The organism is Pandoraea iniqua (genome assembly GCF_902459685.1).
Lineage (GTDB): Bacteria > Pseudomonadota > Gammaproteobacteria > Burkholderiales > Burkholderiaceae > Pandoraea > Pandoraea iniqua.
On sequence record NZ_CABPSF010000003.1, the window covers coordinates 191604 to 207406 of the forward strand.

Annotated in this window: 1 protein-coding gene (only partly in view); it reads right to left on the minus strand. The window is 66.9% G+C overall.

Annotated elements, in window-relative coordinates; translation table 11 throughout:
* On the minus strand, positions 1-15803 hold the 3' portion of the coding sequence (locus tag PIN31009_RS11980; protein ID WP_150790401.1) for a non-ribosomal peptide synthase/polyketide synthase. 12478 nt of this gene lie beyond the right edge of the window; 15803 of the gene's 28281 nt are visible here — the last part of the coding sequence; its start codon lies beyond the right edge, outside the window; it ends in the stop codon at positions 1-3.

Genomic DNA, 15803 nt, shown 5'->3' on the forward strand with positions numbered 1-15803 from the left:
TCAAGCATGGTCATCACCCTGTTGCATCGCGATGGGCGGGTTGACCGTGCTGGCAGTACCGTCATCCACGTTCGCCGGGGGAACGCTGTCGCGCGACATCATCTGCGCCATCGCGACCACGATCTTGCGGGGTTCCTGATAAGGGTCGCGTGCATGGGCGACGAGCAGGTTGTCGAGCATGACCACGTCACCGCGCTGCCAATCGAAGCGGAACGCGCTTGCTTCGTAGGCCTTGCCGATCAAGGCCATCGTCTCGTCGTCGATGGGCGTGCCGTCGCCGTAGAGGACGTTGCGGGGCAACCGGTCTTCACCGGCAATGTCCATCAGATGCTGGCGCACGTCCGGCGCGAGGAAATACGGGTGATGCAACTGCACCTGATTGAAGAACGCCAGTTCGCCGGTGACCGGATGCCGTAGCACCCCCGGGCCGCGCGAGACCGTTTGTAACGTGTCGCCGAACCAGCGCACCTCCGTGCCGACAGCGCGGCAGCGGGCTTCGACGTCTTCCCGGCTGTCGGTATGGAAGAACTGACGCCACGGCACATCCAGCCCTTCGATGAACGTGCGCACGTAGCACAGGCCGAGTCGCGCGAAACGATCCACCACGTCGGGGGGCAACCGGCGCAGCATCTCGCGGCCATCGACGATCGGCGTCGCGCCGCCCACCTGCGACGGCAACTCGCAGTAGAACCACTGCTTGCGCGGCCATTGCTCGAGGTGTGAGCTTTCGTTATGGAAGAGGATCATTTCCTTCTCGGGGTAAGGCGTCGACCGATACGTCCTGTCGCCCTCTTCCTTCTTCGGCAGATCGCCGTAGTCGCCGTAAAGCTCGGGCACGATGGCTTCGACGAAGCGCTCGAACTGGCGCGGTCCTTCGATGGTGAAGCCGCGCAGCAGCAGGCCGCCGTGACGGGCCAGCCACGTGTCGATCTGCTCGCGATGCCGTGCCGCCCACACAAACGGGTCGAGGTCTGCGTGCAGCGGTTCGATCAGCGCGGGAAAGCCCGTGTCTGCCTGCATCGGCGTGATGCGGACCTGATAGTCCGGCGTGCCGGCGTTGCCGGTATTGCCGGAGGCGGCACCCGCCGCCGGCCGGGCCGGCTTGCGTGCACCGCCCAGTGCGCCGAGCTTTTCCAGTTTCGCAGCACGCGCGGCGTCACGCGTGCGTGCCGCGTCCTGCGCCGGGGTGATCGGGGTGGTCGGGGCCAACGGGGTATCGGGTTCCATGAGATAGGTCTCCAGAAGCTTGAGCCAGGTGGCGACGTAGCGTTCGATGCTGGCGTGCACGAACAGGTCGGTCGCAAACACCCATTCGCCGGCAAAGCCGAGCGGGGTTTCATGCATGAACAGCGCCATGTCGAATTTCGACGATGCGGTGGCCTGCCCGATCGGGTCGATGCGCAGACCGTCAATGGCGAGCGCGCCGCTTGGCGTGTTCTGCATGACAAAGAGGGTTTGGACGAGCGGACTGCGCCCTGACACGCGCGCGACGCCTGACGCCTCGACGATGCGCTCGAACGGCAACGCCTCGTGGGCGATGGCGCCGAGCATGGCGTCGTGCGTTCTGCCTGCGAGTGCACCGAACGTCGGCTCACGGGTGTCGAGACGTGAGCGCACCGGCAGCACGTTGACGAAGAACCCGAGCATCGGTTCGAGGGCTTCATCGTTCCGGCCGGCCGAATCCACCCCGACGACGAGATCGTCCATGCCGGTCAGCCGGTGCAGGAATGCCTGATAGCTGGCGAGCAGCACAGTCGACGGCGTCGTGCCGTGGCGCTGGGCGAATGCTCGCAGCGGTGCGTTGAGCGATTGCGGGAGGACGAACGGTACACCCGCGCCGGCGGTCGATGTCGCTACCGGACGCGCGTGGTCGGTGTCCAGACGTAAGGCCGCAGGCACGCCGTGCAAGGCATCGCGCCAGTAGCTGCGCAGCGCCTCGCCGGACGCACCCTCCAGTGCCTTGCGTTGCCAGTCGGCATAGTCCACGTATTGCACCGGCATCGGCCTGAACGTGGGCGCCGAACCATCGCGAACCGCCGAATAAGCCGTAGCGAACTCGCCGACGAGCACGCTCATGGCCCAACCATCCGCGATGATGTGATGCACGGCGAACAGCACCACGTGCTCGCCCTGCGACAACCGCAGCACGCGAATGCGGGCAAGCGGTCCTGACGCCAGATCGAACCGATGCTGCGACTGGGCGGCCATGGCGTCGGCGATGGCCGTTTCCTGCGCCGCCGTCATGTGGCCGGTCAGATCGACAACGTCGATATCCGCCTCACCCATCGGTGCGATGCGCGCATACGGCACGCCGTCGTCATCCGGATAGCACGTGCGAAGCACTTCATGACGCGCGACGAGTGCTGCCATCGCCGCGCGGGCGGTGTTCACGTCGAAATGGCCCGTGACCCGCATGGCGGTCGCCAGCGTGTACGACGCCGCGTCGTCAGGGTTAGCCAGCTTGTCGGCCAGCCACAGGCGGTATTGCGTCGGCGAGAGCGGCATGCGTTCTGCGCGCGGCACACTGACCAGCGCCGGCCCGTTGACCGTGACGCGCGGCGCCCGTTCGAGCTGCTGCGCCAGTGCGCTGAGCGTGGGAGCCGCAAAGACATCGCGTAACGACAACTGACGGCCCAGCACCGACTTCACGCGCGAAACGAGTTGCAGCGCCGTCAGCGAGTGCCCGCCGAGTGCGAAGAAGTTGTCGTCGCGGCCCACGAACGGCACATCGAGCAGCGACTGCCACAACGCGGCGAGCGCGGTTTCGGTGTCTCCACTCGGGACCGCTGCCGTAGCGACAGATTGCGGCGCATCGCCCGACGGCATCACCAGCGCGCGGCGATCGATCTTGCCGCCCGGTGTCATGGGCAACGCGTCGAGCACGACGATGACTTCCGGCACCATGTACGCCGGCAGGGTCCGGGCAAGCGCCGTGCGCAGCGCCGAGGTTTCCAGTGAAGCGCCCGCCTCCGCCTCAGCCTCAGCCGTCACCCACGCGACCAGCCGGTGGCCCTCGCCAGACGTGGCTTGCACGGCAGACGCCACGGCTTCGCGCACACCGGCGAGCGCCAGCAGCGCGGCTTCCACCTCGCCCAGTTCGATACGCAGGCCACGAATCTTGACCTGTTGATCGATACGGCCGAGATAGTCGAGTTGCCCGTCGGCGCGCCAACGTACGAGATCGCCCGTGCGGTAGCAACGGCCGCCGTCGGTGCGCTCGGGGTCCGGCACAAAACGTTCCGCCGTCAGCGCCGGGCGGCCGAGATAGCCGCGTGCCAACAGATCGCCGCCGATGACCAGTTCGCCCACAGCGCCTTGCGGCACGGCGCTCAGATCGGCACCCACCACGCGTACGCTGCGTCCCGGCAACGGGCGCCCGATCGGCACCGTGCCCGGGAACGTCGCGGCGGTCTCGTCGGCCACCGACGTGGCGTCATACACCGTGGCGGTAATCGTCGCCTCGGTCGGCCCGTAGGTGTTGATCAATGTCACCGGTGCCAGCGCGGTACTCGCTTGGGTGCGCCGCCAGCCGTGCGCCGACATGGCCTCGCCCCCGGCGTGGAATTCCCGCAGCGGTGCCAGCGACGTCTGGCTGTCGGCCAATTCCTGCGTGAGCACGTGCCAATAGGCCGTCGGCAAGTGCGCGACAGTCAGGCCGTGACGCGCCACACGGGCCACGAACTCGTCGGTAGTCCACAACTCGGGGCCACGCATGACGACGGTGGCGCCCAGACAGAGCGGCGGGAAAAGCTGCTCGACAAAGCCGTCGAAGTTGACGGTCGAGAACTGAAGGACGCGGTCCGACGGCGTCAGGCGGGCGTAGCGAATGGTCGCGTCGATATGCCCGGCGAGCGCCTCGTGGGCAATACCCACGCCCTTCGGCTGCCCCGTCGACCCCGACGTGTAGATCACGTACGCCAGCCGCTGCGGCAGCAACGGGATCGCCGGTGCCGTGGTTTCGCCTGCACCGGAATGCAAATCCAGCGAGTCGACATCGAGCGTGGTCACACCCGCCACCTGCGTCAGTGCCGGCAACTTGCCAATGACGGCGGCGTCGCTCACGAGTACCCGGATACCGCTGTCCTCGATCATGTAGGTCAGGCGCGTCAGCGGATAGTCCGGGTCCAACGGCACATACGCGGCGCCTGCCTTGAGGATCGCCAACATGGCGACCACCATGTCGAGCGAGCGGGTCATCGCGATGCCGACACAGGTGTCGGGGATCACGCCCGCGTCGAGCAGATGGCGCGCAAGACGGCTGGCGCGAGCGTTCAGTTCGGCATAGGTCAGGCTGTTGTCGTCCAGCACGAGCGCGACGGCCGATGGCGTGCGGGCCGCCTGCGCGGCAATCGCGACGTGTACGGCGACCGGTCTGCCCTCGGCCGTGCTTTCGCCCTGCCCCCATGTCCGCAGTCGTTCGACTTCGGCCTTGTCGGCGAGCGCGATATCGCCGACGGCCGTCTCGGCTGAGGTCGCAAACGCCGTCAGCACGGCCACGTAATGCGTCATGAAACGCGCCACTGTGGCTTCGTCAAACAATTCGCGGGCGTATTGGAAGCTGCCGTCGATGACACCGTCCGGCGTGCTGCGCAGGTTCAGCGTCAGATCGAACTGGGCGGCTTGGTCGACCGCGTCAAAACGCTCGGTGCTCAGGCCCGGCAGCGACGACAGCACGCGGCGGTCTTCCTGCTCGAAATTGAACATCACTTGGAAGAGCGGCGAATGCACGAGACTGCGCTCGGGCTGCAAGGCTTCAACGAGAACGTCGAACGGCAACTCACGATGCTGCTGGGCCCCGCTCACACGTTCGCGCGCCTGAAGCAGCAACGCCTCGAGCGTCATGCGCGGTGCGATCTCCACGCCGAGCACCTGTGTGTTGATGAACAACCCGATGAGGCCCTGCACCTCTGCACGTTCACGGTTCGCGACCGGTACGCCGACGCGAATCGCCTGCTGCCCGGTATGGCGATGCAGCATCGCCTGAAATGCGGCAAGCAGCACCGTGAACACCGTCGTTTCGTATTGACGGGCCAACGCGCCGAGTTGTGCCGCCAGCGCTGGCGGCAACGTGACCGAGAGCCGCGCGGCGCGATAGCGGCCAAGGGCCTGACGCGGTCGGTCCGTGGGCAACGCCAGCGTCTGCGCACCGTCGTCGAGCGCCTCTCGCCAGTACGCCAACTGGCGTTCCTTCTCCGCGTCGTTCAACACGGTGCGCTGCCAAGACGCATAGTCGGCGTATTGCACCGGCAACGCTGGCCATTCGGGCGGCCCGCCACGCAGTGCCGCGCGGTAGCCGGTGGCGAACTCGTCAAGAATGACGTCCACCGACCAGCCATCCGAGACGATGTGATGCATCGCGACGACCAGCAGGTGATCGTCCGTGCCGAGCGAAACGAGCCCGACGCGCAACAGCGGCCCCTGCGTGAGATCGAACGGCTGCGCCATGAATGCCGCCGCCCATGGCCGGGCTTGGGCCGGGGCAAGCGTGTCGCGCACGATGGCTACCCTTGCCGCCGCGTGGACGATCTGGCGCGCGTCGCCGTCGGTGTCTTGCGAGAACGTCGTTCGCAAGCTCTCATGCCGCGCCACGATGGCGTCGAACGTCGTCTGAAGCGCATCGATGTCGAGCTTGCCCCGCACGCGCACGCTGTCGGCAATGTGATACGCGCTGCTCTGTGGATCGAGATGCCAGAGCACCCACATGCGCCGTTGGGCATGCGACGCCGGCAAGTGCGACCGGTCGGTGAGCGGCAGGATGGGCGTCGCCGATGTGTGGCTTGCGCTCCCGGTCGGGTGCGCCTGCGCCTGCGTCGATGCCACTGATACAGCAAGTGCCGCGACCGTCTGCGACTCGAACATCTGGCGTGGGGAAAGCGCGATGCCACGGCTAGCCGCCCGTGCCACGATCTTCAGAATCTGAATCGAGTCGCCGCCGAGCGCAAAGAAATTGTCGTGGCGGCCTGCGCGTACGACGCTGGCCGTGTCGCGACGGCCTTCCGAAAGTACTTCTTGCCAAAGATCGGCCAGCGACTGCTCCAGTGCCGTTTGCGGCGCTTCGAACGTTGGTTTCGCGAACGTCGGCACCGGCAACGCATGACGATCAAGCTTGCCGTTCGGCAACTGCGGCAGCGCATCGAGCACCATCAAAGCGGACGGCACCATATAGTCCGGCAGCACTGCGCCGAGGGCGAGCTTCAACGACGCCGTATCGGGCGCGCTCCCCGTGTGTTCGCTGGCGGCTGTCACATAGCCCACGAGACGAGTCATGCCATCGACATCGCGCGCCATCACCACCGCTTGACCGACGCCGGGCTGGGCGAGCAATGCCGCTTCGATCTCGCCCGGTTCGATACGGAACCCGCGAATCTTGATCTGATGATCGGTGCGGCCGAGATATTCAAGCTGACCACCCGCACGCCAACGCACCCGGTCGCCGGTACGGTACAGACGTCCGCCGTGGTTGCCGAACGGATCGGGCACGAAGCGGTCAGCCGTCAGGTCTGGTCGATTCAGATAGCCGCGCGCGAGCAAGTCGCCGCCGATCAGCAGCTCACCGATCGCGCCAGCCGGTACCAACTGGAAGTCGGCATCGACCACATACAACGCGCGTTGACCCAGCGGCACACCAATCGGCACGAGTGCGGGCAGCGCGTCGACATCGGCAGCGGAGGCATCGAACAGCGTCGCCGTCACTGCCGCTTCGGTCGGGCCGTAGGTATTCAACAACAGCACGCCGCCGAAGGCGCGGCTGCCGCGCCATTGCCGTAATGTCTCCAGCGGCATCGCCTCGCCCATGGCATGCACCTCGCGCAGGCTGGCAAACGCTTCGCCATCGCCCAATTCGCGCGTGATCATTTGCCAGTACGCCGTCGGCAGGTCGGCCACCGTGATGCCGTGCCGTTCAACCTGTTCGCGGAACTCCGCCGCGCTCCACACCGCCGGGCCGCGCAGGACTACTGTGCCGCCGAGGCAGAGCGACGGCAACAGCTGCTCCACGAACGGATCGAAATTGATGGTCGAGAACTGCAGCACGCGATCCGCAGCACTGATGCCTGCGAACCGGGCCGACACGTCGACGTGACGGGCGAGTACCTCATGCGAAATCGCGACGCCCTTCGGTTTGCCGGTGGAACCCGATGTGTGGATCACGTAAGCCAACTGCGCCGGATGGACGCGGATGTCCGGTGCGGACACCTCGACGCCGTCGCCCAGATCGAGCGCCAGCGGATCGACGGTATGGACGGTATCCACGGTATCCAAGGTATCGACGCAGAGGACCGGCAACGCCACGTCCGCCGGCAACCGGTCGAGCACGTCCGCATGGGCCAGAATGGCGGCCAGTCCGCTGTCCGTCACGATATCGGCGAGCCGCGATTGCGGGTAGTCCGGATCCAGCGGCACATAAGCCGCGCCCGACTTGAACACCGCCAGCACCGCCACGACGAGGTCGAGCGAGCGCCGCATCGCGATGCCGACGCGGACCTCCGCGCTTGTGGTGCGCACGCCGAGCAAGTGCCGGGCGAGGCGGTTGGCGCGAGACTCCAGCTCGCGATAAGTGAGCCGGCTGTCGTCCAGAATCACGGCGATGGCGTCGGGCGTTGCCGCTGCCTGACGGGCAATCGTTTCGTGCACCGGCGGCGCCTGTGTCAGACCGTCGTCGTTGCGCCCCCACGCCAGCAGAGCATCGAGCCCTTGCGCGTCGTGCAAGGCGATGTCGCCGATGGCCAGATCCGGCGTCGCGGCGAATCCGGACAGCAGGCGCACGTATTGGGCGGCAAGCTGCTCTGCACTCCCGGCGTCGAACAATTCCCGGACATAGTCGAGATCGGCACGGATCGCGCCCTCCGGCGATTCGCTCGTCGTCAGCGACAGTTCAAACTGCGCTTCGCCCATGCCGAGCGAGAACGGCTCCACGCGAACGCCGGGCAATTGCGCCAGCGCCCGCTGGTCATCGCGCTCGTGGTTAAACATCACTTGGAACAGCGGCGTATGCGACAGGCTGCGCTCCGGCTGAAGCGCATCGACCAGCACATCGAACGGCAAGTCCTGATGCAGACGCGCCTGTCGGGCCCGTTCATCGATCTGCCCGATCAGTGCGGCGGCTGTCACGCGCGAATTCAGTTGCGCGCGCAGTACCTGCGTGTTGACGAACAGTCCGATGACGCCGGCCACCTCGGCACGCTCGCGATTCGCGACCGGCACGCCCACACGAATGTCGTCCTGCCCCGTATGACGATGGAGCAGCGCGTGGAACGCCGCGAGCAGCACCACGTAAGGCGTCGTATCGAAACGGCGGGCCAACGTACGAACCCCGGACGCCACGCCTCCCGGCAGATCGAACGACACGCGCGCCGCGTGATAGTCGCCGAGCGACTGGCGGGCACGGTCCGTTGGCAGATCCAGCACCGGTTGCACGTTGCCCGGTGCGCCGTCCAGCGCGTCGCGCCACCAAGCCAATTGGGTATCGCGCGCACCGGCATCGAGCCAGTCGCGTTGCCAGACGGCATAGTCTGCGTACTGCACGGGCAACGTCGGCCAGTCCGGCGCGACGCCTGCTTCACCCGCCAACGCCGCACGATAGGCGTCGACAAACTCGCTCAGCAAGATGTCCATCGACCAGCCGTCGGACACGATGTGGTGCATGCCCACGACGAGCACGTGCGCGTCGTCGGCCATGCTCACCACGCCAACGCGAAGCAACGGGCCGTTCACGAGATCGAACGGCGCGGCCATCCATGTGGCGGCGAATGCGCGGGCACTGGCTTCGTCCCCTGTGCGGTGTTCGAACGCGCAAGGCAGCGCGTCGTGCACGACCTGTGTCGCCTCACCGCGCTCGGACATGGCAAACGTCGTGCGCAGTGCCTCATGGCGCTGCACGAGCCAGCCGAAGGCGTCGCGCGCGGCGGCGGCATCGAAAGCGCCGCGCATCAGCAAAGCACCGCCCACGTGGTAGGCCGTGCTCTGTGGCTGCAATTGCCACAGGAACCACAGACGCTGCTGCGCGTGCGAGAGCGGCAGATAGGTGCGATCCGTCAGACGAACCATCGGTGCGGCAGCGGCTTCGTTGACCGGCAGGCCGGTGGCTGTGTCGGCAGCGTCTGCAGCGGCCGCGAGTGCGGCCAGCGTCGGCGCTTCGAAGCACTGGCGTGCGGTGAGCGCAATCCCGGCCTGTGCGGCGCGGGCGGCTACCTTGAGCACCAGAATCGAGTCACCGCCGAGATCGAAGAAATTGTCGGCGCGACCGACTTCTGGCACACCCAGCAAGTCGGACCAGATGGCCGCCAAGGCAAGCTGCGTGTCGCCTTCCGGTGCCGGACCACCGGCGTGCTGCGCCTCTGGCGCAGGCAGTGAGGCACGGTCGAGCTTGCCGTTGGCGGTCAACGGCAACGTCGCGAGCACGCTTACGCTGGCGGGCACCATGTAATCCGGCAGATGCTGCGACAGGGTGGCGCGTACCGAGGCGGCGTCGAGCGTGCCGGCACCGCAGACATACGCGAGCAGGCGGGCATCGGCCCCGCTCCCGGTCGCCATGACCGCCGCATTCGTGACACCCGGCACGCTGAGAAGCTGCGCCTCGATCTCGCCCAGTTCGATGCGATACCCGCGAATCTTGACTTGCTGATCGATGCGGCCAAGATAAATGAGTTCTCCCGCGTCGGTCCAACTGGCCAAGTCGCCGGTCCGGTACAGACGGCCACCGTCGTTAGCAAACGGGTTCGGTACAAACCGCTCGGCCGTGAGTCCGGCCCGGCCCAGATAGCCGCGCGCCAGCCCGGCGCCGCTCACGTGGAGTTCGCCGGGAACGTTCACCGGGGCCAGTTCGCCCCACGCGTCGAGCACGTACAAGCCGAGATCGCCGATCGGACGCCCCACCGGGCTGCGTTCGACGTCAACGTCGCGCGGTGTCAGTTCGCGGGCGGTGACGTGCACCGTCGTCTCAGTGATGCCATACATATTGACCAGCACCGGGCCACGGTCGCCGTAGTGGGCAAACCACGGTGCGAGCGCGCGCACTTCCAGCGCTTCGCCGCCGAAGACGATCGAGCGCAGGCGCAGGCCGGGTTCGTACATCGACGGGATCTGCAACAACTGACGGAACGCCGATGGCGTCTGGTTCAGCACCGTCACGCCCTCGTCGCGCAACAAGGCCGCGAATTCGGCGGGCGCACGCGACACGGCATGCGGCACGATAACCAGCGTGCCGCCGTAGCAAAGCGCCCCGAAGATTTCCCACACCGAGAAGTCGAACGCGAACGAGTGGAACAGCGTCCAGACATCACGCCCGTCGAACCCGAAGCGTGCCTGCGTCTGATCGAGCAGCCGCATGACGTTGGCGTGGGTGAGCTGCGCGCCCTTCGGCTTGCCCGTCGACCCGGAGGTGTAGATCACATACGCGAGCTGATGCGGATCGATTGCGACCGCGGGCGCGTGGGAAGGCGATTCGCCTCCGAGAGACGCGTCGTCCGCGACATCGATGACTGCCAGACCGTCCGGCACGGGCAGCAGATCGCGATCCTCCGAGCGCGTCAGCAGACAGCGCATGCCCGAATCGGCCATCAGATACGACAATCGATCGGCGGGATATGCCGGATCGACCGGTACATAGGCAGCGCCCGCCTTGAGGGTGGCAAGCATCGCCACGATCATCTGCGGCGAACGCGTCATACCGATGCCGATGCGGGCTTCGCGGCCGATGCCGCCTGCCAGCAAGCGATGCGCAAGTCGATTTGCCTGCGCATCGAGTTCACCGTAAGTGACGACCGTGTCGCCGTCTCGCAGTGCCGGTGCATTCGGCGAATGCAGGGCGTGCGCGGCAATTCGCTCGTGCAGGCAACGTGCGTCATGCGCCGGCAGCGGCTGTGGCGCGCCCAATGCGGCAACGTTCTGGACGGCGTCCGACGTCATCCGCAACGCATCGGCGGCGGCAAGTGAGCCGTCGCCCGACAAGGCCCGGAGCGTCTGCGCGAAGCGCGTCGCCAGCGCCGAGACCTCGGCGCGTGAGAACGCCTGAGTCCGGTAGCTCCAGCGAATGCGCCACTGCTCGCCCGGCACGACGGTGACGGCCAGCGGGTAATGGGTGGACTCGTCGGTGCTGGCGCCCGACAGCGTCAAGCCATGCGACGCCGCTTGCGCCAGTGCGCCATCGACCGGGAAGTTCTCGAAGACGAAGAGCGTGTCGAAGAGCGCGCCCGTTACCGGGGCCATACGTTGAATGTCGTGCAACGGCGTGTGTTCGAAATCGCCCGCCTGTGCCCGGCGCGACTGCAAGTAACGCAGCCAGCCTCCCGCCGCATCGCGTTGCGGGCGATGGCTGACCACCGGCACGGTGTTGATGAACAGACCGACGATGGTGTCGGCACCCGGCAGCGATGCGGGACGGCCGGCGACCGTCGTGCCGAATGCCACGTGCGCTTGACCGGTGGCCTGATGCAGCATCAATGCCCACACCCCTTGCGCGAGGGTGTTGACGGTGACGTGCTCACGCGCGGCGAAGCGATTCAACTGGCTGACCGTGGCGGCATCGAGTTCTGTGACTTCCGTGGCAAAGTCGTCACGGGCTGCGGCAGGCGGTAACTCACGGGGTGCGAGGCGTGTCGGTTCGTCCAGCACGCTCAGCGTCTCGCGCCAGAACGCCGTCGCACCACCTGCGTGGCTGGCGCTTTGTGCCCCCAGCCACGCGACGTAATCGCGGAACGTCGCTGTCGTCGAACGGTCCGGCTCGCCGTGATAGTGCCGCATGACTTCGCCGATCAGGCGAGACGTGCTCCAGCCGTCGAGCAGCAGGTGGTGACAAGTCCAGATCAGGTGATATTTCGACGGCCCCGTTCGCACGAGAGCAACACGTTGCAACGGCGGCACCGCCAGATCGAACGGTTGCTCCCGCTGTGCCAATGCGAGGGCATCAAGTGCATCTATCGCATCGGACGGCGCGGCACGCTGCTCACGCCAGTCTTCATGCAGGAACGGCACGGGGGCTTTGCGGGCCACCCATTGCAGCAACTTGCTGCCCGTCGTGACAAAGCCGGTGCGCAGCATCGCATGGCGTGCGCAAACCGTCTGCCACGCCGATTCGAAACGCACCGGGTCGAGCCCGTCGATATCGACACGCATCTGGTTCAGATACGCGCCGCCCTGCCCGTCGACCATCGCGTGGAACAACAACCCCGCCTGCATCGGCGCCAGCGGATAAAGATCGTCGACGTCGCGCCATGCCATCGGCAACGTCGCGAGCGCCAGATCGTCCAACCCTGCGAGCGGGAAGTCGCCCGACGTCACGCCAGCGGCGGTTTCATTGAGGCAATGTTCGAGGATGGCGGACAACTCGGCGCCGATGGCAGCGGCCAAGGCGTCCACGTCCTGTCGCTTGAGACGGCGGGCACTGAACGACAGCGCCACGTTCAACTCGCCCCCCACGACCTTGGCATCGATGCTGAGGTCGTGCGTGAGCGGCGTGTCGCTGGCAACGGTCTGTCCGAGGGCTTCACCGGCTGCCTGCCAGTCTTCCCCCAAGGCGCCGTCGAAGCGGCCAAGGTAGTTGAAGACGACCGCGGGCACAGGCACCGCGGCAAGCGCTTCACGTGTCTCGTCGTCGCCCAGCCAGCGCATCACGCCGAAGCCGAGGCCGTGTTGCGGCACCGCATGCAGGGCCGATTTCGTGCGCAGAATCGCATCCCGGAGATCGCCCTGCGCCTGCACCGCAAACGGATACAGACTGGTGTGCCAGCCGACGGTGCGCGACAGATCGACGTCGTCGCTCCACGGTTCTCGGCCATGGCCTTCCAGCGCCAAGACGTAGTTCGGGGCATCGGTCCACGCCTGCAATGCACGCGCGACGGCCACGAGCAGCAGTTCGCCAGTTTGCGTGCGATACGCGACGCCAGCCTCTTGCAGAAGCTGTTGCGTGATGTCCCGGTTGAACCGCCGTTCGACACGCGTCAGGTCACCGGCCAGCGACACCACGTCAGCGTCGGCGGCCGGCAGGTGCGTTTCACCGCGAAGGCTCGACCAATACGGCAATTCGGCAAGTTGTTCGGCGCGGGACGCGCCACCGGCAAGGCGCTGTGCCCACGTGCGATAGCTCGTGCCCGTTGCGGCGAGTGCAGGCGCCCGGCCGGCGCGCCACGCGTCGTACGCCGTGCGCAGATCGCCCAGCAGAATGCGCCACGACACGCCATCGACCACCAGATGGTGCGCGCTCAGCAGCAGACGCTGGCTGGCGTCGGGCATAGCGATCAATACCGCGCGCAGTACCGGGCCGTCGGTCAGGTGAAGGCTGGTGTGCGCCTCATTACCGATGACTTCGACGTCGTCGGCATTTTCGGCAACCCGCGTCCACAGCATGGCTTCGGCGGACTCGCGGCTAAACGGGCGATACGACTGACGCCATCCGCCCACCGCAGCGGCATCCGGCACGAACCGCATCCGCAGCGCCGCATGTTGCGCGACGACACTCACGAGCGCTTGCCGTAAGGCATCGGCATCGAGCGGCGCAGCGGGCGTCAGCAATAACGCCTGATGCCAGTGATGGACGTTGGGCATGCCCGTAGCGAAGAACGCCTGCTGAATCGGCAGCAGCGGCACGTCGCCGGGCGCGTCGTCGGTTGCCGCCCGGCCGGCACCGCTGGCTTTGGCCTGCGTGGCCACAGCCGCGAGCGCGGCGAGCGTCGGCGCGGTGAAGAGTTGCTTCGGTGAGACGGCGAGCCCTGCCTGACGGGCGCGCGCCACCACTTGCAGGCTCAGGATCGAATCGCCCCCCAGCGCGAAGAAGTTGTCGTGACGTCCCACTTGCGGCACGCCCAGCACCGTCTGCCACAGGTCGGCCAGCACGCGTTCGGTCTCGCCTTGCGGTGCCTCGAATGCCGCTGACGCCGAACCGGGGTCCGGCAGCGCGACGCGATCCACCTTGCCGCCCGGGGTGAGCGGCAATGCCTCAAGCACCACGACCGTCTCGGGGACCATGTACTCGGGCAGGCGCTTCGCCAACGCGTCGCGAAGTTGCGCACCGTCGACCAGCTGCGTGGCGTCACGGCCAACGTAAGCGATCAGACGGGCCCGCGCCCCTTCGGTACGAACAACGACCGCGGCTTCGCGCACGCCAGCCTGCGACGTCAACGCCGCCTCGATTTCGCCGGGTTCAATCCGGTAGCCGCGCAGCTTGATCTGGTGATCGATGCGGCCAAGGTAGTCGAGCGCCCCGTCGTCGCGCCAGCGCACCAGATCGCCCGTGCGGTACAGGCGGCCGCCATTGCCCGCAAACGCATCCGGTACGAACCGTTCGGCGCTCAGCCCCGGACGGTTCAGATAACCGCGGGCAAGCAGTTCGCCGCCGATCAGCAGTTCGCCCGGCGTACCGTGCGGCACCAGCGACAGATCGGGCGACACCACATACAACCGGCGGCCCGGCAAGGCACGCCCGATGGGCACAAAGGCCGACAGCGACGGCAGCGCATCAGCGCCGATCTCGTCGGCATCGAATACCGTGGCGGTGATCGTGGCCTCGGTCGGGCCATAGGTATTGATGAGCGTGACGGGTGCCAACGCGGCGCTTTCACGCGTGCGCCGCAGCGCCTGAGCGGACATGGCCTCGCCCCCGGCGTGGAACTCTCGCAACGGCGCCAAACGCTCGGTGCTGCCAGCGAGGTCTTGCGTCAGCGCGTGCCAGTAGGCCGTGGGCAAGTGCGCCACCGTCACAGCATGACGGCGCACGCGTGCCACGAATTCATCGCTCGACCAGACATCCGGGCCGCGCAGCACGACCGTCGCGCCCGCGCACAAGCTCGGGAAAAGCTGTTCGACGAACCCGTCGAAGTTGACCGTGGAGAATTGCAGCACTCGATCTGCGGCGCTCAGCTTTGCATAGTCAATCGTCGCGTCGACGTGGCGCGTGAGTGCGTCATGCGAGATTGCCACGCCCTTCGGTACGCCCGTCGAGCCCGACGTATGGATGACGTACGCGAGGTTGTCGCCATGCAGCGTGACTTCCGGGGGCAGCGGGTGCCGCTGCGCCACTACCGCGTCGTCGACATCCAGACGTTGCACCCCGTCCGTCAACGCAAGCGGCACTCCCACCTGCGACAGCACGACCGTCACGCCGCTGTCCTCGATCATGTGGGCAATGCGAGCCGCCGGATACGCGGGATCGAGCGGCACATAGGCCCCGCCCGCCTTCATGACGGCAAGCAGCGCGACCACCATTTCTAGGGAGCGTGTCATCGCCACGCCGACGCGCGTCTCGGGCGTGATGCCCATGCCGGCAAGGCGGTGCGCCAGACCATTGGCGGCGGCGTCGAGTTCGGCAAACGTCAGGGTGCGGTCGTCGAGTACGACCGCGTGTGCATCGGGGGTCAGGCTCGCCTGCCGGGCGATGCGCATCGGCACCGGGGCGGTATCGAACGCCGTAGGCAGGGCGGCGCCAGCGGCGACAAGCGTGTCAGCCGTATCGCGTGTCGGCGCCAGCCAGTCGGCCACCTGCGTGCCGACGGCCGGTGCGTTCGCTACGGCCTCCAGCAAGTGCAGATACTGCTGACGCAGCCGTCCGGCGTGCTCACCCGAACAACGGCGGGCGTCAAAGCGCCAGCCCAACGTCGGCGTACCGCGCGTGGCCACCGTCAGCGTGACGGGATAGTGGGTGCGCTCCCAGCCTTGCACCTGCCCGACACGCAGTGCGGCGTCGCCGTCGAGCAATCCGGCGGCGACCGGGTAGTTTTCGAACACGATCAGGCTATCGAACGGTGCCGTACCGTTCAACCCGAGCCATTGCTGGACGTCGACAAGCGGCGTGTGCTCGTGTTCGCGCAATGAGA